The following is a 17,735-nucleotide window of genomic DNA, read 5'->3' as shown; positions in this document are numbered from 1 at the left end:
GACGGCTACTCCTCGGTGTGCCGCGGCGGATCGAACGGCTGGGGCGGGTCGAACGGCTGCGGCGGGGCGGCCGGGACGAACTGCTCGACCCGGGGCGGGCGCCGGAGCAGCCGGCGGCGGACCAGCCAGCCGAGCGGGGCCAGCACCAGCAGGAACGGGGCCACCGCGGCCAGCACCATCAGCACCACCCGGAAGAAGCCGAGCAGGGCGCGCCAGCCGCCGCCCAGCGCGTGGCCGACCGAGCCCCAGAAACCCGGCTCCCGGTCCCGCACCACCGGCGCGGGCGGGGCGACCGTGGTCAGCTCCAGGGTGATGGTGGAGAGCGAGGTCTTCGCGGACAGTTCCTGCTGCTGCCGCTGCAGGGACTCCAGGTCGGACTCGCGGCGGGTCAGCTCGCTCTCCAGCGACACCACCTCGGACAGGGTCTTGGCGTCGGCCATCAGCGCCCGCACCCGGTCCACGCTGGCCTTCATCGACTTCACCCGGCTGTCGACGTCGGCGATCTGCTGGGTCAGGTCGTCGGCCTTGCTGCTGAGCGCGATCCGGGTGCCCAGGCCGCCGAGCGCGTCCAGGGTCTTCTGGTACGCGTCGGACGGCACCTTCAGGGTCAGCACCGAGCGCGCGCTGCGCTCCGCCCCGCCGCTCAGGTCCTCGCCGGAGACGTAGCCGTCGGCGGCCGTCACCAGGTCGACCGCCTTGCCGCGGGCGGTGTCCACCGTGTCGACCCGCAGGGTCAGCCGCGCCTGGTAGGCGATCTGACGGTTCGTCGCCGCCGCCGCGCCGTTCGCCCCGGCGGTCGCCGCCCCGCCCGTCCCCGGCGTCGCCGCGCCCTTGGCGGCGGGGGTGGCCGCGCCCGCCGCGGCCTGCGGCGCCGCCGCGTCGTTCGCCACCACCCCGTGCGAGGACGCGGACGAGCCGCCGCCCGCACTGCACCCGGCCAGCAGCAGCACCGCGGCCAGCGCCCCGGCCGCGCCCGCTCTGCGTACCCGACGTTCCATCCGTACCCTCCCCGTGGCTCCGGCGGGCCGTTCGCCCGCCGCACGACCCTTGGACGCGCCGCCCCCGGGACCGGACCCGCACCGGCGGTACCGGATCGATCACGCTGCGGACTCGCACCGGTATCGGGTCGCGCCGGGCCGGTCCGGGGAATCCGGATAAAGGCTGGGAGACTGGACGGCATGGCGAAACCTCACGTCGTGGTGATCGGTGGCGGCGTCGCGGGCCTGGCCGCGGCCGCGTTCCTCAGTGCCGGAAGGGCCGAAGGCGCCGGAAGCGCCGGAAGCGCCGCGGGTTCCGGGCCGGTGCGGGTGACCGTGCTGGAGGGCTCCGGCCGGTTCGGCGGCAAGCTCCTCGGCGGCGAGGTCGGCGGCGTCCGGGTCGACCTCGGCGCGGAGTCGATGCTGGCCCGCCGCCCCGAGGGCGTCGAACTGGCCCGCGCCGCCGGCCTCGGCGAGCTGCTCGAACCGCCCAGCACCGCCAAGGCCGCGATCTGGACCGCCGAGGGCCTGCGCCCGCTGCCCGGCGGCCAACTCATGGGCGTCCCCGGCGACCTGGCCGCGCTCCGGGAGTCCGGCGTACTCACCCCCGAGGGCCTGCGGCGCGTCCACGACGAGCGGCCCGCCGAACTCGGCGAGGACGCCCCGATCGGCCGCTACCTCACCGAACGGCTCGGCCGCGAGGTCGTCGACCGGCTGGTCGAACCGCTGCTCGGCGGCGTCTACGCCGGGCACGCCGACGAGATCTCGATCCGCGCCGCCGTCCCGCAACTGCTCGAACTCGCCCGCCGCCCCGGCTCGTTGACCGCCGCGATCGCCGAACTCGGCAGTCGCGCCACCGCCGCCGGACCGGTCTTCAACGGCCTGCGCGGCGGCCTCGGCACCCTCCCCGACGCGGTCGCCGCGCACGCCCGCGCGCTCGGCGCCGACCTGCGCACCGGCCACCCCGTCGAGGCGCTGCGCCGCACCCCCGACGGCTGGCGGATCACCGCCGCCGGGCGGGAACTCACCGCCGACGCCGTGGTGCTGGCCGTCCCCGCCCCGCAGGCCGCCGCCCTGCTGGAGGCCGACGCCTCGGCCGCGGCCGCCGAACTGCGCCGGATCGAGTACGCCTCGATGGCCCTGGTCACCCTGGCCTTCCGGCGCGCCGACCTCGCCGACACCCCGCTCACCGGCAGCGGCTTCCTGGTCCCGCCGGTCGACCGGCGCCACATCAAGGCCTCCACCTTCTCCAGCAACAAGTGGGGCTGGCTGGAGCGCTCCGCCCCCGACGCGTTCCTGCTGCGCACCTCGCTCGGCCGCCACCACGAGGACGCCGCGCTGCAGTTGGACGACGCCGAACTCGTCGCCCGCTCGCTCGCCGACCTGCGCACCGCCGTCGGCCTGCGCGCCACCCCGTACGACCGGGCCGTCACCCGGTGGACCGACGGCCTCCCGCAGTACCCCGTCGGCCACCTCGACCGGGTCGCCCGGGTCCGCACCCGGCTCGACGCCCTCGGCGCGGTCGCGGTCTGCGGCGCCGCCTACGACGGCGTGGGCATCCCCGCCGTCGTCGCGAGCGCCCGGCGGGCCGCCACCGCCCTGCTCACCCCCGGCACCTGAACACCGCACCCGGAAAGGGACAATGGCCCCATGACCGATAGCACCGAAAGCCCCGCGCAGCCCGCGAAGAAGAAGGCCCGCGACCTCAACCAGGTCATCCGCTACACCATGTGGTCGGTGTTCCGGCTCAAGGACGCCCTCCCCGAGGACCGCACCGCGCTGGCCGCCGAGGTCGACGCCCTCTTCGAGCAGCTCGCCGCCAAGGACGTCACCGTCCGCGGCACCTACGACGTGTCCGGTCTGCGCGCCGACGCCGACCTGATGGTCTGGTGGCACGCCGAGTCCTCCGACGACCTCCAGGAGGCGTACAACCGCTTCCGCCGCACCGGCCTCGGCCGCGCGCTGGAGCCGGTCTGGTCGAACATGGCGCTGCACCGCCCCGCCGAGTTCAACAAGTCGCACATCCCGGCGTTCCTCGCCGACGAGCAGGCCCGCGAGTACGTCTGCGTCTACCCGTTCGTCCGCTCCTACGAGTGGTACCTGCTCCCCGACGAGGAGCGCCGCGGCATGCTCGCCGAGCACGGGAAGATGGCCCGCGGCTACCCGGACGTCCGCGCCAACACCGTCGCCTCGTTCGCGCTCGGCGACTACGAGTGGCTGCTCGCCTTCGAGGCCGACGAACTCCACCGCATCGTCGACCTGATGCGCGACCTCCGCCCGTCCCGCGCCCGCCTGCACGTCCGCGAAGAGGTCCCGTTCTTCACCGGCCGCCGCAAGCCGGTCGCCGACCTGCTGGCCGGCCTCTGCTAGCGCCGGCCCGAAAGCCCGTCGGGGCCCCGGGAGCCGCGCTCCCGGGGCCCCCGCGCGTCCACCGGCCGGGGGCCCGCCTCAGGAGGACTCCCGGGCGACCAGTTCGACGGTCGTGATGTCGCGGTCGAGCAGCGGCGCGTCGGGGGAGTCGACGGCGTGGTCGACGAGGGCGGCCAGGTCCTCGCCGGAGGGGAGGCGCATGCGGACGGAGGTCAGGCGCGGGCGCAGGAGGCGGGCCAGGAGGAGGTCGTCCGCGCCGACCAGGGCGACCTCCCCGGGGAGGCGGAAGCCCGCGTCCTGGAGGGCGCGGTGCGCCAGCATGGCGTACTCGTCGTTGTAGCCGAAGATCCCGTCCAGGGCGAACTCCCGGCACTGGGAGGCGAGTTCGGCGCCGGACTGCTCGGTGAGGTCGAGCGGCAGCGGCTGCACGGGCAGGTCGCCGAGCGCGGCGCGGACGCCGGCCAGCCGGGGCTCGCCGAACAGGGCGAGTGCCGGGTCGCGCGGCACGACGACCCCGATCCGCCGCCGCCCGCGCTCCAGCAGGTGGGCCGCCGCGCAGGCCCCGACCCTGCGCTGGTCCAGCGTCAGGGTGTGGGCCCCGGCCACCCGGGAGGCGCCGAGGGTGAAGACGGCCCGGGTGCCGGAGCGGTGCAGCAGGCGGACGCCCTCGGGGGAGAGGCCGCCGGCCAGCGAGAGCACGGCGGCGGGCCGGAGCTCGGCCCAGGACCGGGCGGCGTCGGCCCCGGTGCCGGGCGTGGGCCCGAGCAGGACCGCGGTGTAGCCCCGGCGGTGCAGGGACTCCTGCAGTTCGCGGTAGAAGCCGCTGAACAGCGGGCCGATCGGGGCCGTGCTGCCGACCAGCAGGACCAGGCCGGTGCGGCCGGCCCGCAGGGAGCGGGCGGCGGCGTGCGGGACGTAGCCGAGCTGTTCGGCCGCGGCCCGGACCCTGGCCCGGGTCTGTTCGCCGACCCGGCCGCCGGCGGTGTCGTTGAGCACGAAGGAGACGGTGGCCCGGGAGACGCCGGCCAGCCGGGCCACGTCCGCGCTGGTCGGCGGGGTGGCGGTGGCGGCGGCGGGGGCCGCGCTGTCGGGGTCGCTGTCCATAACGGTTCGAATCTTTTCACGACGGGCTCTGGCTGTGGGCCGGAAGGCCCTGCTAGACATCTGGTTACACGAGTAAGCGTTACACGTGTAACGTCACTCCCGACACCTCGCCCGGCACCCCCGCCGCCGGGCACGTCCCCTGGAGGGCACCGTGGCCCTTTCCCCCACCGACGACGTCCCGCAGGACCTCCCGGAACCCGGCGCCGACCCCGCCGCCGCTCCCGGGGAGGCCGGCTCCACCCGCCGCCTGCTCCCGCTGCTGTTCACCGGCAACGCCGCGATGTACGCGCTCTACCTGGGCGTCGGCAGTGTGCTGCTGCCGCTGCAGATCGAACACCTCGACCCGGCCGCCAAGGTCGCCAACCTCGGCCTGGTCGGCGGTGTGTCGGCGATCTTCGCCACCGTGTTCAACCCGGTCGCCGGCGCGCTCTCCGACCGCTCCGGCCGCCGCAACCCGTGGATCCTCGGCGGCGGCCTGGCCGCCGTGGCCGCGATGGCGCTGCTCGGCGGCGTGGACACGGTGCTGCTGGTCTGCCTGGCCTGGTGCCTCGGTCAGGCCGCGATGAACTGCTACCAGGCCGCGCTGACCTCCGTGGTGCCCGACCGGGTCCCCGCGGCCCGCCGCGGCACCGCCTCCGCCGCGGTCGGCCTGGGCCTGCCGGTCGGCTCGGTGCTCGGCGTGCTGGTGGCGTCCGCGTTCTCCGACCGCCTGCGCACCGGCTACCTGGCGCTCGGCCTGCTGGTCGCCCTGGCCGGACTGCTGTTCGGCGGCCTGGCCCGGGAGCGGCGGATGCCCGCCCGGCAGCCCGTGCCGCTGCGCGAGCAGGCCGCCGCCTTCCTCGGCGTGCTGCGGGTGCCGGACTTCCGCTGGGCGTTCATCGGCCGGGCGCTGCTGGTCCTCGGCTACTTCGCCGTGGTCGGCTACCAGCTGTACATCCTGCAGGACCACGTCGAACTCCCCGCCGGGCTGGCCCCCGAGGACGCGGTGGCGATCCTGACGCCGATCTCCGCGGTCACCATGGCGGTCTCCACCGTGCTCGGCGGCGTGCTGTCCGACCGGCTGGACCGGCGCAAGCTGTTCGTCGGCGTCTCGGCCGGGCTGTCCGCCGCGTCCCTGCTGATCCCGGTGCTCAGCCCGACCTGGCCCGGCATGATCGTCTTCTCCGCCGTGAACGGCCTCGCCTTCGGCTGCTTCATGGCCGTCGACACCGCCCTGGTCACCATGGTGCTGCCCAGGGCCGAGGACGCCGCCCGCGACATGGGCGTGCTCAACATCGCCAACGCCGGGCCGCAGATCGTCGCCCCGTTCGTCGCCTCCGCCGTGGTCGGCCTGGGCGGCTACACCCCGCTGTTCCTGCTCGGCGCCGCCCTCGCGGTGGCCGGCGCACTCGCCGTCCGCCCGATCCGCGGCGTCCGCTGAAAACCCGACACGCCGTCAGAAAGGCCGCACCGTCATGCAGTTGAACACCCACGAATGGGGATCCGGCGACCGGATCGCCCTGCTGGTCCACGGCATCATGTCCGACCACCGCACCTGGCGCCGGGTCGGCCCCGCGCTCGCCGACCTCGGCTACCGGGCGATCGCCGTCGACCAGCGCGGCCACGGCGCCAGCCCGCGCGGCACCGGCGACAGCCCGCGGCAGCGCTACGCCTTCGACGCCTACGCCCAGGACCTGGTCGACACCCTCCCGACCGGCGCCGAACTCGCCATCGGCCACTCGCTCGGCGGCCAGACCCTGCTGCGCGCGGTCGACCGGCTGCGCCCGGCCCGCGCCGTCTACGTCGACCCCGCCTGGCAGCTGGAGCGGGCGGCCGGCCTGGACCCGGCGGTGTTCGTGGAGTTCCGCCACGCCGGGCGGGAACAGATCGAGGCGATGAACCCGCGCTGGGAGGCCGCCGACGTCGACGTGGAACTCGCCACCCTCGCCGCCTGGGACCCGGACTCCGCCCTCGCCCTGCCGGGACAGTCGACCGAACTGCCCGCCGCGCCCGCCGTGCCCTCGCTGGTGGTGCTCGCCGACGGCAGCTTCCTGCTGGACGACGCGGACGCCGCCCTGCTGCGCACCCGCGGCTTCGAGGTGCGCACCGTGCCGGGCGCCGGCCACACCGTGCACCGCGACGACCACGACGGCTTCCTGACCGCGCTCGAAGGCTGGATCTGACCATGGCCGAACCGCTCCCCGACCCGACCGCCGACGCCCGCCGCGAGGCCGCCGTCGAAACCGCCCTCGCCCGGCTCGACCTGCCCGCCAAGGTCGCCCTGCTGGCCGGCGCCGACATGTGGTCGCTGCCCGCCGACCCGGAGATCGGACTCGGCCGACTGGTGATGTCGGACGGCCCGGCCGGCGTCCGCGGCGAACACTGGACCCCCGACGACCCGTCGGTGGCGATCCCCTCGCCGACCGCGATCGCCGCCACCTGGGACATCGAACTGGCCCGCCGCGCCGGCCGGTTGCTCGCCCAGGAGGCCCGCCGCAAGGGCGCCCACGTGGTGCTCGCGCCGACCGTCAACCTGCACCGGAGCCCGCGCGGCGGCCGGCACTTCGAGTGCTACTCCGAGGACCCGCTGCTCACCGGCGAGATCGGCGCCGCCCTGGTCTCCGGCGTCCAGGACGGCGGCGTCGGCACCACCCCGAAGCACTTCGTCGGCAACGACTCCGAGACCGACCGCTACACCGTCGACGTCCGGATCGACGAGCGCACCCTGCGCGAGCTGTACCTCGCCCCGTTCGAGACCATCGTCAAGAAGGCCCGCCCGTGGGGCCTGATGGCCGCCTACAACGCCGTCAACGGTGACAGCATGAGCGAGCACGACGAACTCAACAACGGCGTGCTGCGCGAGGAATGGGGCTTCGACGGGGTCCTGGTCTCGGACTGGACCGGCGCCCGCGACACCGTCCGGGCCGCCCTCGGCGGGCTCGACGTCGCCATGCCCGGGCCCGCCACCGTCTACGGCGAGCACCTGGTGCGCGCCGTCCGCGCGGGCCTGGTGCCCGAGCACACCGTCGACGACCTGGCCCGCCGCGTGCTGCGCCTCGCCGCCCGGGTCGGCCTGCTGGCCGGCGCGCCCGCCGCCGTCCCCGCCGAGCGGCTGCCCGCGCCGATCGACGGCGAGGCGCTGGCCCGCGAACTCGCCGCCCGCTCCTTCGTCCTGCTGCGCAACGAGGGCGGCGTGCTGCCGCTCGACCCCGCGCCCCGGTCGGTGGCGCTGATCGGCCAGGCCGCCGTCGAGGCCCGGATCGGCGGCGGCGGCAGCGCCCAGGTGTTCCCCACCCGGGTGGTCGGCCCGCTGGACGGACTGCGCGCCGCGCTCGGCGAGGACACCGCCCTGGTGCACGCCGTGGGCGCCGACCCGCGCACCTTCCTGCCGCCGGCCGGCTTCCCGTGCACCGCCGAACTGCTCGGCGACCAGGGAGCGCTGGGCTCGGTCGCGCTGCCCGACGGCACCGTCCGCTGGCTCGGCGCGCTGCCCGGCGGCCACTCCTTCGGCGACCTCCGCCGGGTGCGGCTGACCGGCACCGTCACCGGCCCGGCCGGACGGCACGCGCTGGCCGTCCGCGGCGTCGGACGGTTCACCCTGGAGGTCGACGGCACGACCCTGTTCGACGGCGTGCTGCGGCCCGAGGGCGAGGACCCGGCCGCCGCCTTCCTCAACCCGCCCGAGCGGCGCTTCGCACTCGAACTCGCCGAGGGCGCCGGGGCCGCCGTCGTCCTGACCACCACCCTGCCGGACGCCGACGCGGGCGCGTTCGCGGGCTTCGGCCTGGTCTCCTTCACCCTCGGGCACGCCGAACCGGCGCCCTCCCCCGACGAGTCGATCGCGCGGGCGGTCGCCGCCGCGCGCGCCGCCGAGGTCGCGGTCGTGGTGGTCGGCACCACCGAGGAGGTGGAGAGCGAGGGCGTCGACCGGGCCGGACTGCGGCTACCGGGCCGGCAGGACGAACTGGTCGCCGCGGTCGCCGCGGCCAACCCGCGCACCGTGGTGGTGGTCAACGCGGGCGCGCCCGTCCTGATGCCGTGGCGGGAGTCGGTGGCGGCGGTGCTGCTCGTCTGGTTCCCCGGCCAGCAGGCGGGCGAGGCCCTGGCCGACGTCCTGCTCGGCGCGGTCGAGCCCGGCGGGCGGCTGCCCACCACCTGGCCCGCGGCGGAGGCCGACGCCCCGGTCTGGGAGGTCGCCCCCGTGGACGGCCGACTCGCCTACACCGAGGGCCTGTTCATCGGCTACCGGGCCTGGCAGCGCAGGGCCGGCGCGCAGCCCGCGTACTGGTTCGGGGAGGGGAGCGGCTACACCTCCTGGGCCTACGAGGGGATGGAGGCCCGGCTGGTGGAGGACTCCGCGGAGGTGCTGGCCGAGGTGACCGTCCGGGTCCGCAACACCGGCCCCCGCGACGGGCGCGAGACCGTCCAGCTCTACCTGGCCCCGGACGGCGCCGACCCCTCCCGCCCCGACCGTGTGCTCGCCGCCTTCGCCCAGGTCTCCGCGGCGGCCGGGGCCCGCGCCACGGTCCGCCTCACCGTCCCCCGCCGGGCGGCCCAGAGCTGGGACCCGATCACCCGCGCCTGGCGCACCGTCCCGGGCACCCACCTCCTGGAAGCCGGCCCGCACGCCGGCCACCGCCCCCTCAGCACGGCCCTGGTGATCCCGCCGAGCCCGTAGGCGCACGAGTGCCGGAGCAGGCCCCGGGCGCTGCCGTCAGCGGTGGATCAGGGCGGCGCGCAGGCGCGGGTCGGCGACCGCGTCCGGGCCGCAGATGGCCACGGCGGTGAGCAGGTCGTCCGGGGTCCTGTGGTGCGGGTGCGGCCAGCGCAGGGCGCGCAGCAGGCTCTGCCCGGCCGGGGCCGCCCAGGCGGTGTAGGCGTGCACGTCGACCCGGGCCATCAGCAGGGTGCCGCCGGTGAGGACCAGCGGCAGCGCGTACCAGGCGACCGCGGTGCGGGCGGCGGCCTCGTCCGGGGCGCTCAGCAGGACCGTCAGCAGCAGCATCGCGGCCGCCCCGAGCAGTGCGTACCGGACGTGCCGGATCGCCCGCAGCGCCCGGTTCCGGACCACCGCCGGGGTGGCCAGCCCCGCCAGCGCCAGCCGGTCGCCGATGTCGCGGACGGTGGGGTGCGCGGCCAGCGCCGCCTTCAGCTGCGCGGTGCGGCACTGGCCGTCGGGCCCGATCGCGTTGATCAGGGCCCGCTCCAGCCGGCCCCGGCCCTGCGGGTCGACCACCGTGGTCCACCCCGTGTGCGCCAGGTGCAGCCGGCCCAGGCCGGCCATCCGCACCAGCGCCAGGTCGACCACCCGGGCCGGGCCGCCGGCCAGGTACGCGGTCTCGTAGAGGCCGACCCCGGAGGGCCGGCCGGACGGGGCCGGGAGCTGCCCGGACAGGGCGTCCGCGATCGCCGCCACCCGGACCAGCCGGAGGCAGGACAGCACCGCGGCGGCACAGGACGGGATCAGCAGCAACACCCACATGCGTGTTGTTCTAGTCCCGCGTCGGGGGCGAACGGAACGCCTACCCGGACCGCGATACCGAACTGTGACACTCCGCGGGCACCCGGCGGACACCCGAAGGGCACTCAGGAACCACAACCGCCGCCGCCGCAGGACGACCCGCCGCCCCCGCAGGAGCTCGACGACCCGCAGGAGTGCGAGGAGCCGCCGCACGAGTGCGAGGAGCCCCCGCAGGAGTGCGAGGACGAGTGCGAGGAGCCCCCGCACGAGTGCCCGGAGTGCCCGTGGTGGCCGTGGTGGTCCGTGGACGCCCCGCAGGAGGCGGTGGCCGCCCCGCACCAGGCCGCGCCGGTCGCGGCGTACCCGCTGTCCGTCGCGGCGTCCGAACCGCCGGAGCGCCGCGAGCGCCCGGACCGGCCCGCCTTGGCCAGCGTGACCGGCGCCGTCCGCCCGCCGCCCATCGCGTCCCGCAGCGGCCACAGCTCCTGGTCGGTCAGGGCCGCCGTCCCGCCCAGCGCGAACGCGCCGACCAGGACGGCGTGCTCGGGGGAGACCCCGGCGGGCCGCCACGGGCTGCTGCCGCGCATCAGCAGCAGCTGCCGCCGCCCGGCCGGGGTGATCCGGGACCGCGGCGGGTGCCCCACGATCAGGTGCACCAGGGTCAGGATCAGCAGCGGGACGAACAGGGCGAACGGCGGGAAGCCGGAAGCCGGACGGGGCCCGGACAGCCACTGCACGACCGCCACCGCGCCGAGCACCAGCAGGGCCGGCGGCACCAGCAGCTCCACCCGCCAGGCCCGCCGGGCGGCCCGCAGCGCCACCGGGTGCCGCAGCAGCCCGCGGGCGGCCAGCGCCTCCCCGATGCCCTGCACCTCGGGGCTGCCCGCCACCGGGGCCCGCAGCACCTCCAGGTCCCGCCCCGCGCGGCCCCCGACGGCGGTGATCAGCACCCCCTCCACCGGGTCGCGCGGCACGGTGTCGGTGACGGTGACCCGGTTGGCCCGGGAGATCACCACCCGGCCCTCGCGCTCCATCCGGACCAGGACGGTGTCCACCACCCGGCGCGGCCCGCCCGCCAGGAAGGCCGCGTGCAGCAGCGGAATGCCGCGCCCCGGCAGCCCCTGCGGGGCGGTGACCCGGCGGCTGCGCCGGTTGCAGACCGTGGTGGCGGACACCGTCAGGACGACGAGCGCCAGTGCCACGACGAACGGAATGTTCCACATCCCCCGTACTTCCCTTCAGACGATGACGGTGACAGCGACGACAGCGGTGCCGGTCACGGGTGCGCCCGGGCGGTGCGGCGCGGCAGCAGCCGGCCCCAGCGGCTCGGCGCGGGGCGCAGCAGCCGCTCCAGCGCGGCGTGCCGGTCGGCGGCCGGGGCGGCGTCGAGGACCCACTCGGCGAAGGCCCGGGCGTCGGCCCGGTAGCCGCCGGTCAGCGGCCGGCCGGTGGCGTAGCGGCGGAACAGCGGCGCGAAGTCCGTGCCCAGCAGTTCCGGGAGTTCCGGCATCAGGTGGCCGACGGTCTCCCGGCGCTTGGCCAGCAGCCCCTCGGCCTGCACCCGCAGCTGCTCGGGGTCGAACCCCGCGGGCACCGGGCCGCCCGCCACCAGGGCGGCCAGCAGCTCCTCCTGGCGGTGCGCCAGGTCGCGCCGGGCGAGGGCCAGTTCGGCGTCGGCCCGGTCGCGGATCAGGTACTCGTTCTGCTCAGACACGGACGGTCTCCCCCCGGTGGGCGCGGGCCGCGCGGTGGACCCGGCGAATGGCGTCGAGCTCGGCGGACAGTTCGGCGGGCGGCGGGTACGCGCCGTCCCGTTCCAGCAGCACCCCGGGCGGGTCGACCCGCTCGCAGAGCGCGGCCAGCACCTCCAGCACGGGCGCGGTGACGGGGTGGGTGTGGGTGTCGTGCCAGACGCCGTCCCGCTCGATCCCGCCGGCGACGTGCACGTAGGCGATCGCCTCCAGCGGCAGCCGCTCCAGTTCGGCGACCGGGTCGACCCCCAGGTTGACCCGGTTGGTGTGCAGGTTGGCGACGTCCACCAGCAGGTGCACGCCGGTGCGCTCGACCAGCTCGGCGAGGAACTGGGCCTCCGTCAGCTCGTCCCCGGGCCAGGCCAGGTGGGCCGCGATGTTCTCCAGCGCCAGCGGCACCGGCAGTTCGGCTTGCGCGATCCGGACGTTCGCCGCCACCACCCGCAGCGCCTCCCGGGTCCGCGGCACCGGCAGCAGGTGCCCGGCCTCCAGGCCGCCCGCCCGGACGAACGCCAGGTGCTCGCTGACCAGTGGCGACCCGAGCGCGCCCGCCACCCCGGCGAGCCGGGCCAGCCGCCCCGGGTCGGGCGCGCAGGCGTCCCCCAGCCCCAGCGAGACGCCGTGCGGGACGACCGCGGCGCCGCGCGCCCGCAGCAGTTCCAGCGAGGGCGGCAGGTGGTCGGCGCACACGTTCTCGGCGACCACCTCGACCCAGTCCAGGCCGGGCAGCCGCTCCACCGCGGTGTCGATCTCGGCCCGCCAGCCGAGCCCGGTGCCCAGGCGCGGAATACCGCTCGGAGACATGCTCCACCCCTTTCCGGCGGGCCGTGGCCGACGCCGATTCCCCCTGTTGCCGAGGGTGTATCCGGTGCGGCCCGGTGCCAAGCGGCACCGGGCGAACTCAGAGCTGAACTTGAGCTTTCACCGGTACTGAACACGCCCGGGGGCGCCGGGGGAAATTCAGCGGCGGGCGGGCGAACGAGTGGCTAACGTGACATGCCTATGACTTCGCAGCCGTACCGCATCCGACCGTTCGCACCGTCCGACGCGGCCGACGCCGCCGACGCCTACCGGGCCGGCCGTCCGCACCTGGTCGTCACTCCCGAGGTCGTCGCCTGGCAGGCCGCGCTGCCGGACTACCACCTGCTGGTCGCCGAGCGGGCCGGCCGGGTCGTCGGCACCGCCCGGTTCGGCCCCGTCGTCGAGAGCACCACCCCGCACCAGGGCTTCCTGAACGTCAGCGTGCTGCCCGGGCACCGCGGCGCGGGCATCGGCACCGCCCTGCTCGCCGCCGCCGAACGGGACCTCGCCGCGCTCGGCGTCCGCGCGGCCCACGGCTGGGCCGACGGCACCCCCGAGGCCCTCGGCTTCGCCACCGCCCGCGGCTACCTGCGCGGCCGGGCCGCCCGGTTCTCCGGCCTCGACCTCACCGCCCCGCTGCCGCCGCTGCCGCCCACCCCGCCCGGCGTCGAACTGCGCACCGCCGCCGACTACCTGGACGACCCGCACCCGATCTACCTGGTCGACATCGACGGCACCCGCGCCGAGCCCGGCGACCTCGAACTCGACGACCAGCCCTACGAGAGCTGGCTCGCCGAGATCTGGCACCGCCCCGACCAGGAGCACGCCCTCACCGCGGTCGTCCTCGCCGACGGCGAACCGGTGGCCTTCTCCGCCGCCCAGACCGACGGCCGCCGCACCTACTGGTCCGCCTTCACCGCGACCCGCTCCACCCACCGCGGCCGCGGCCTCGGCAAACTCGCCAAGGCCCACTCCCTCCGGCACGCGAAGGCCCGCGGCCTCACCGCCGCCTACACCCAGAACGACGCCGGCAACGCCCCGATGCTGGCCATCAACGACTGGTTCGGCTACCGCGAGTGCGCGACGGAGTGGAAGCACAGCCGCCCGCTCTGACCGCCGGCCGCCCGCGCAGCGCCGCCTACGCCACGTCGACGCCGTGGTCGCGGGCCAGGCCGGCCAGGCCGTCGGACCACCCCTGGCCGACGGCGCGGAGCTTCCAGCCGTCGGCGGGATGGCGGTAGAGCTCGGCGACCAGCATCGCGGAGATCGCCGGGTCGGCCGGCGGCCGGAAGACCCAGGCCGCGGGGCCGGCCGAGAGCTCGACGGCGGGGTCGACCAGGTCGGCGCAGGTCGCGTCGCCGTCCGTGTCGAGGTTGACGGAGATCGCCACCCGCCGCACCGCCTCCGGCAGCCGGCCGGTCAGCACGGTCGCGCTGCGGTCCGCCGGACGGAGCGTCACCGCGCCGTCCTCGGCCGTCGGTTGGTGGTAGAAGACGAAGTCCTCGTCGCGGCGGACCTTCCCGCCCGCGTCGAGCAGCAGCAGCGTCAGGTCCGCCTCCGCGCCGCCGGAGCGGAACCGCACCCCGACCTCCCCGGCGGGCAGCACCGCGTTCTGACCGGGCGTCAGCTCCACCGGCGGGACGGCCGGGGCCGCCGCCGGCCCGAGCCGCCCGGGCAGGCCGTGCTCGCGCAGCAGCGCCAGCAGCATCGGCCCGTCCACCAGGGTGAGCGGCTTGTCCTTGACGTGCCGGTGCGAGCCGGGCCCGAAGCCCGAGGTGGTGACCAGGATGCCGCGGTTGGCGCCCTGGTGGCGCATCGTCGACTCCAGGTCGCGGACGGCGCTGGGGGAGACGGTGTGCCGGTAGCGCTTCGCCTGGATGACGATCTTCCCGCCGGTGATCGGGTCCGGGTCCTCGGCGAGGACGTCGACGCCCTCGTCGCCGCTGCGGTCGGTGGTGCTGGTGCGGAAGCCGCGGCGGCGGAACAGCTCGGCGATCAGCCGCTCGAACTCCAGCGGGTCCATGGTGAACAGGTCGGGCTCGTCCTCGTCCTCGGGCACCTCGTAGGTGCTCGCCCCGGGGACGGGCGGGACGGTCTCGGCCTTCTCGGGGCGGGCCGAGAGGCGCCCGCCGAGCGCGTCGACCAGGCAGTCCAGCGGGGCGACCCGGTCCAGGGCGAGGCCCGCGAAGGTCTCCCGGTCGACCTCGACGGCCACCAGGCAGCGGTCGCCCTCCAGACCGGTCGCCGGGTCGGGGGCGACCACCACGCCGTTCAGCCCCACCTTGGCGACCAGGCCGTCGCGGTCGGCCCGGAACACCTCGGCCAGCACCCGCAGCGCGCACTGGGCCAGCACCTCCCGGTACAGCTCCTTGCGCTGGGTCGCGGGCCGGGCGACCTCCACCTCCTGGTCGTCGGCCCGGACGTACCGGTACCGGCCGACGGCCGGCACCGCCTCGTACGGGGGCAGCTCCCAGCGCACCACCAGGCGGCGCGCCTCGGCGTCCCAGCCGGTCTCGCCGTCCGCGGGGAAGCCGTCCGGCCAGTCCTCGCGCCAGTCCACGACGGCCTCGAAGTACTCGGCGACGGCCGCCGCCTCGCCCGCCCGCACCCGGTCGGCGAGCTTCGCGGCCTGCTCCGCCTGTCCGGCCAGCAGCCGGTGCCGCTCCGCCGCCCAGGCGTCGTACTGGGCCCGGTAATCGGCGAGCTGCCGCTGCCGCTGCTGCTCGGCCGCCCACGCCGCGTGCCAGTCGTGCTCGAACCTGGCCCGGGCCTGCGCGGCCTGCGCGTCCCAGTGCCGCCGGGCGTTCGGGTCGTACGCCTGCGCGCCCGTCAACGGCGGCACCAGGTACCAGTTCTGATCGGGCATCGGCACCGGAACGCCCAGCGGGCCCGGGTCGAACGGCGGCAGCGCCTCCCGCTGCGCGCCGCCCGGCGCCAGGCCCGGGCCGGCCAGCCCCGTCGCCAGCACCCCGCGCAACTCGGCGACCCGCCCGTCGAGTTCGGCGGTCCGCCGGGCCGCGTCCGACTCCCGGCCCTGCTGGTACGCCTTCAGCGCCTCCCGCTCGCCGCGGGCCGCCGTGCGCTGCGCCTCCCGCTGGGCGCGCTCGTAGTCGCGCTGCTGCGCGGCCGCGGCCCTGCGCTGCGCCTCCGCACGGCGGTGCTGCTCGCGCTGAGCCTCCGCCAGAACCGACCACACCCCGGAAGACCGCCGCCGCGCCACGCCCCGCCCACCCCTGTCCGACCGCTCGAAGACGATCAGTCTGGCACGGGGCGGGCGGGGCGGGGAGCCTACTCGGCGGGCTTCAGCGTCAGCGAGATCGAGTTGATGCAGTACCGCTGGTCCGTGGGCGTACCGTAGCCCTCGCCCTCGAAGACGTGGCCCAGGTGGCTGCCGCACTTCTTGCAGCGCACCTCGACCCGGCGCATGCCGAGCGACACGTCCTCCAGGTACTCCACCGAGTCGCCCGCCAGCGGCGCGTAGTACGACGGCCAGCCGCAGTGCGAGTCGAACTTGGTCTCGCTGCTGAACAGCTCCGCGCCGCAGGCCCGGCAGCTGTACACGCCGACCGTCTTGGTGTCGGTGTACTCGCCGACGAACGGGCGCTCGGTGCCGGCCTCGCGGAGCACGTGGTACTCCTCGGGCGACAGCTCGGCCCGCCACTCGGCGTCGGACTTCTCGACCTCGTAGCTCACGGCACTCTCCAGGGCAGCCGGGGACTCAGACAGCAGGTGCAACGTCCGCCAGGGCGGCCAGAATTTCCGGGCCCAGGTTGGTCACGTCGCCCGCGCCCATGGTCAGCACCAGGTCGCCCGGCCGGGCCAGGCCCGCCAGCACCGCCGGGGCCGCCGCGAAGTCGTGCTCGGCCCGGACGTCCGCGCCCGCCCGGCGGGCCGCGTCGATGATCAGCTCGGCGGTGACGCCCGGGATCGGGTCCTCGCGGGCCGGGTAGATGTCCAGCACCACCGAGCCGTCGGCCAGCGCCAGCGCCTGCCCCATCTCCTCGGCCAACTGCTGGGTCCGCGAGAACAGGTGCGGCTGGAACACCACCAGCACCCGGCCCGCGCCCGCCGCCTCCCGGATCGCCTCCAGGTCGGCCGCCATCTCGGTCGGGTGGTGCGCGTAGGAGTCGATCACCTGCACGCCGCGCGCCTCGCCCTTGAGCTGCAGCCGCCGCCGCACCCCGGTGTACGCGCCCAGCGCCTTCGCCAGCCCCTCCGCCGGGACGCCCAGCGCCACGCCCGCGGCCAGCGCCGCCACCGCGTTGTGCGCGTAGTGCCGGCCGGGCACCGAGACGGTGAACACCAGCCGCTCGCCGCCCAGTTCGACCGTCACCTCGCTGGTCATCCCGTGCGCCGCGACCTCCAGCACCCGGACGTCCGCGTCCTCGGCCGCGCCCACCGTCACCACGTTCAGGTCCGCGCGCCCGGCCACCCGGCGGGTCAGCTCGCGGGCGCCCTCGTGGTCCGCCGACACCACCAGGGTGCCGCCCGGCCGGACCCGGCCGACGAAGGTCTCGAAGGACTCGTGGATCTCCTCGATCGACGCGTAGTTGGCGTGGTGGTCCAGCTCCACGTTCAGCACGATCGCCACCTCGGGCGCGTACTTGTGGAAGCTCCGGTCGCTCTCGTCCGCCTCCGCGACGAAGATCTCGCCCGCCCCGTGGTGCGCGTTCGACCCCGGCGCGTCCAGGTCGCCGCCGATCGCGTACGAGGGCTCCAGGCCCAGCTCGGCCAGGCTGACCGCCAGCATCGAGGTGGTGGTGGTCTTGCCGTGCGTCCCCGCCACCGCCAGCGCCCGGCGGCCGCCCATCAGCGCCGCCAGCGCGTCCGACCGGTGCACCACCGGCACGCCGCGCTCGCGCGCCGCCAGCAGCTCCGGGTTGTCGGCCCGGATCGCGCTCGACACCACCACGCTGCTTGTCCCGGCCGGCAGGTGCTCCGCCGCGTGCCCGACGAACACCGTCGCCCCCAGCTCGCGCAGCGCCCGCACGGTCTCCGACTCCTTGGCGTCGGACCCCGAGACGGTCGCGCCGCGCACCGCGAGGATCTTCGCCAGGCCGGACATGCCGGCGCCGCCGATGCCGATGAAGTGCGGGGCGTGCAGGTCGTGGGCGGCGTCGTTCAAGGCGGGCTCCGTACGGGGGAGTGGGGAAGGAGGCGTCCCGTGCGTTCTTGTTCGCGAACAAGAACGCACGGGCCCCCATGACGCCCAAAAACCACCCCCGGACGGAGAACACGGGCGACGAAAATGACCCCCGGACCCCCCACCACGCCCAGCCCCCGGCCGCCCCC

General features: G+C 76.2%; 13 protein-coding genes and 1 pseudogene. 6 read left to right on the top strand and 8 right to left on the bottom strand.

The features are described 5' to 3' along the window. Positions 1 to 5: 5 nt before the first annotated feature. Positions 6 to 998: a DUF4349 domain-containing protein gene (locus ACIQBJ_RS28815; RefSeq protein ID WP_400716228.1), complete on the bottom strand. Its 993-nt coding sequence runs from the start codon at positions 996 to 998 to the stop codon at positions 6 to 8. A gap of 180 nt (positions 999 to 1,178) precedes the next feature. Here ACIQBJ_RS28815 and hemG point away from each other — a divergent pair, with 180 nt between their 5' ends. Next, on the top strand, positions 1,179 to 2,597 hold the full coding sequence (gene hemG / locus ACIQBJ_RS28810) for a protoporphyrinogen oxidase (RefSeq protein WP_400716226.1): 1,419 nt from the start codon (positions 1,179 to 1,181) through the stop codon (positions 2,595 to 2,597). A gap of 30 nt (positions 2,598 to 2,627) precedes the next feature. Then, positions 2,628 to 3,347 carry a hydrogen peroxide-dependent heme synthase gene (gene hemQ, locus ACIQBJ_RS28805; RefSeq protein WP_400716224.1) on the top strand — a complete coding sequence of 240 codons (720 nt, stop codon included), beginning with the start codon at positions 2,628 to 2,630 and terminating at the stop codon, positions 3,345 to 3,347. A 78-nt stretch (positions 3,348 to 3,425) separates the two neighbouring features. Here hemQ and ACIQBJ_RS28800 read toward each other — a convergent pair whose 3' ends face one another. After that, positions 3,426 to 4,451, bottom strand: a complete 1,026-nt coding sequence (locus ACIQBJ_RS28800) for a LacI family DNA-binding transcriptional regulator (protein WP_400716222.1) — start codon at positions 4,449 to 4,451, stop codon at positions 3,426 to 3,428. Positions 4,452 to 4,602: 151 nt separating this feature from the next. Between ACIQBJ_RS28800 and ACIQBJ_RS28795 the strand changes: the two genes are divergently transcribed. From ACIQBJ_RS28795 to ACIQBJ_RS28785, 3 genes are read left to right on the top strand one after another with little or no spacing between them, the layout of a single operon-like run. Next, positions 4,603 to 5,871 (top strand): MFS transporter, encoded by a 1,269-nt coding sequence (locus tag ACIQBJ_RS28795; protein WP_400716220.1) that lies wholly within the window; start codon positions 4,603 to 4,605, stop codon positions 5,869 to 5,871. A 34-nt stretch (positions 5,872 to 5,905) separates the two neighbouring features. Then, on the top strand, positions 5,906 to 6,613 hold the full coding sequence (locus ACIQBJ_RS28790; RefSeq protein ID WP_400716218.1) for an alpha/beta fold hydrolase: 708 nt from the start codon (positions 5,906 to 5,908) through the stop codon (positions 6,611 to 6,613). Between the two features lie 2 nt (positions 6,614 to 6,615). After that, complete coding sequence (locus ACIQBJ_RS28785; protein ID WP_400716216.1) at positions 6,616 to 9,108, top strand: beta-glucosidase; 2,493 nt, start codon at positions 6,616 to 6,618, stop codon at positions 9,106 to 9,108. Between the two features lie 36 nt (positions 9,109 to 9,144). On the opposite strand, the gene ACIQBJ_RS28780 is transcribed toward ACIQBJ_RS28785, so the two are convergent. The 3 genes and pseudogenes from ACIQBJ_RS28780 to ACIQBJ_RS28770 form a co-directional block, all read right to left on the bottom strand. Continuing rightward, positions 9,145 to 9,912 (bottom strand): TIGR04222 domain-containing membrane protein, encoded by a 768-nt coding sequence (locus tag ACIQBJ_RS28780; protein WP_400716214.1) that lies wholly within the window; start codon positions 9,910 to 9,912, stop codon positions 9,145 to 9,147. Positions 9,913 to 10,016: 104 nt separating this feature from the next. Then, the gene (locus tag ACIQBJ_RS28775; protein ID WP_400716212.1) at positions 10,017 to 11,114 is read right to left on the bottom strand and encodes a TIGR04222 domain-containing membrane protein; all 1,098 of its coding nucleotides are present in this window, start codon (positions 11,112 to 11,114) and stop codon (positions 10,017 to 10,019) included. A gap of 53 nt (positions 11,115 to 11,167) precedes the next feature. Further along, positions 11,168 to 12,446: pseudogene (locus ACIQBJ_RS28770) on the bottom strand (DUF692 domain-containing protein). Positions 12,447 to 12,644: 198 nt separating this feature from the next. Between ACIQBJ_RS28770 and ACIQBJ_RS28765 the strand changes: the two are divergent. Further along, the gene (locus ACIQBJ_RS28765; RefSeq protein ID WP_400716210.1) at positions 12,645 to 13,556 is read left to right on the top strand and encodes a GNAT family N-acetyltransferase; all 912 of its coding nucleotides are present in this window, start codon (positions 12,645 to 12,647) and stop codon (positions 13,554 to 13,556) included. A gap of 25 nt (positions 13,557 to 13,581) precedes the next feature. On the opposite strand, the gene ACIQBJ_RS28760 is transcribed toward ACIQBJ_RS28765, so the two are convergent. From ACIQBJ_RS28760 to murC, 3 genes are all read right to left on the bottom strand, one after another. Further along, positions 13,582 to 15,639, bottom strand: coding sequence for a restriction endonuclease (locus ACIQBJ_RS28760; protein WP_400716208.1), 2,058 nt, complete (start codon positions 15,637 to 15,639; stop codon positions 13,582 to 13,584). 92 nt (positions 15,640 to 15,731) lie between these two features. Continuing rightward, positions 15,732 to 16,136: a peptide-methionine (R)-S-oxide reductase MsrB gene (gene msrB, locus ACIQBJ_RS28755; protein ID WP_400716206.1), complete on the bottom strand. Its 405-nt coding sequence runs from the start codon at positions 16,134 to 16,136 to the stop codon at positions 15,732 to 15,734. A gap of 25 nt (positions 16,137 to 16,161) precedes the next feature. Further along, complete coding sequence (gene murC / locus ACIQBJ_RS28750; protein ID WP_400716204.1) at positions 16,162 to 17,568, bottom strand: UDP-N-acetylmuramate--L-alanine ligase; 1,407 nt, start codon at positions 17,566 to 17,568, stop codon at positions 16,162 to 16,164. Positions 17,569 to 17,735 lie beyond the last annotated feature (167 nt).

Source organism: Kitasatospora sp. NPDC088391 (assembly GCF_044753345.1).
In the GTDB taxonomy this organism is placed as follows: domain Bacteria; phylum Actinomycetota; class Actinomycetes; order Streptomycetales; family Streptomycetaceae; genus Kitasatospora.
This window is presented reverse-complemented; position numbering and strand designations above follow the sequence as displayed.

Coding starts and splice junctions, on each gene's coding strand:
- ACIQBJ_RS28815 (WP_400716228.1), bottom strand. CDS start 998: ATGGAACGTCGGGTACGCAGAGCGGGCGCGGCCGGGGCGCTGGCCGCG.
- hemG (WP_400716226.1), top strand. CDS start 1,179: ATGGCGAAACCTCACGTCGTGGTGATCGGTGGCGGCGTCGCGGGCCTG.
- hemQ (WP_400716224.1), top strand. CDS start 2,628: ATGACCGATAGCACCGAAAGCCCCGCGCAGCCCGCGAAGAAGAAGGCC.
- ACIQBJ_RS28800 (WP_400716222.1), bottom strand. CDS start 4,451: ATGGACAGCGACCCCGACAGCGCGGCCCCCGCCGCCGCCACCGCCACC.
- ACIQBJ_RS28790 (WP_400716218.1), top strand. CDS start 5,906: ATGCAGTTGAACACCCACGAATGGGGATCCGGCGACCGGATCGCCCTG.
- ACIQBJ_RS28785 (WP_400716216.1), top strand. CDS start 6,616: ATGGCCGAACCGCTCCCCGACCCGACCGCCGACGCCCGCCGCGAGGCC.
- ACIQBJ_RS28780 (WP_400716214.1), bottom strand. CDS start 9,912: ATGTGGGTGTTGCTGCTGATCCCGTCCTGTGCCGCCGCGGTGCTGTCC.
- ACIQBJ_RS28775 (WP_400716212.1), bottom strand. CDS start 11,114: ATGTGGAACATTCCGTTCGTCGTGGCACTGGCGCTCGTCGTCCTGACG.
- ACIQBJ_RS28765 (WP_400716210.1), top strand. CDS start 12,645: ATGACTTCGCAGCCGTACCGCATCCGACCGTTCGCACCGTCCGACGCG.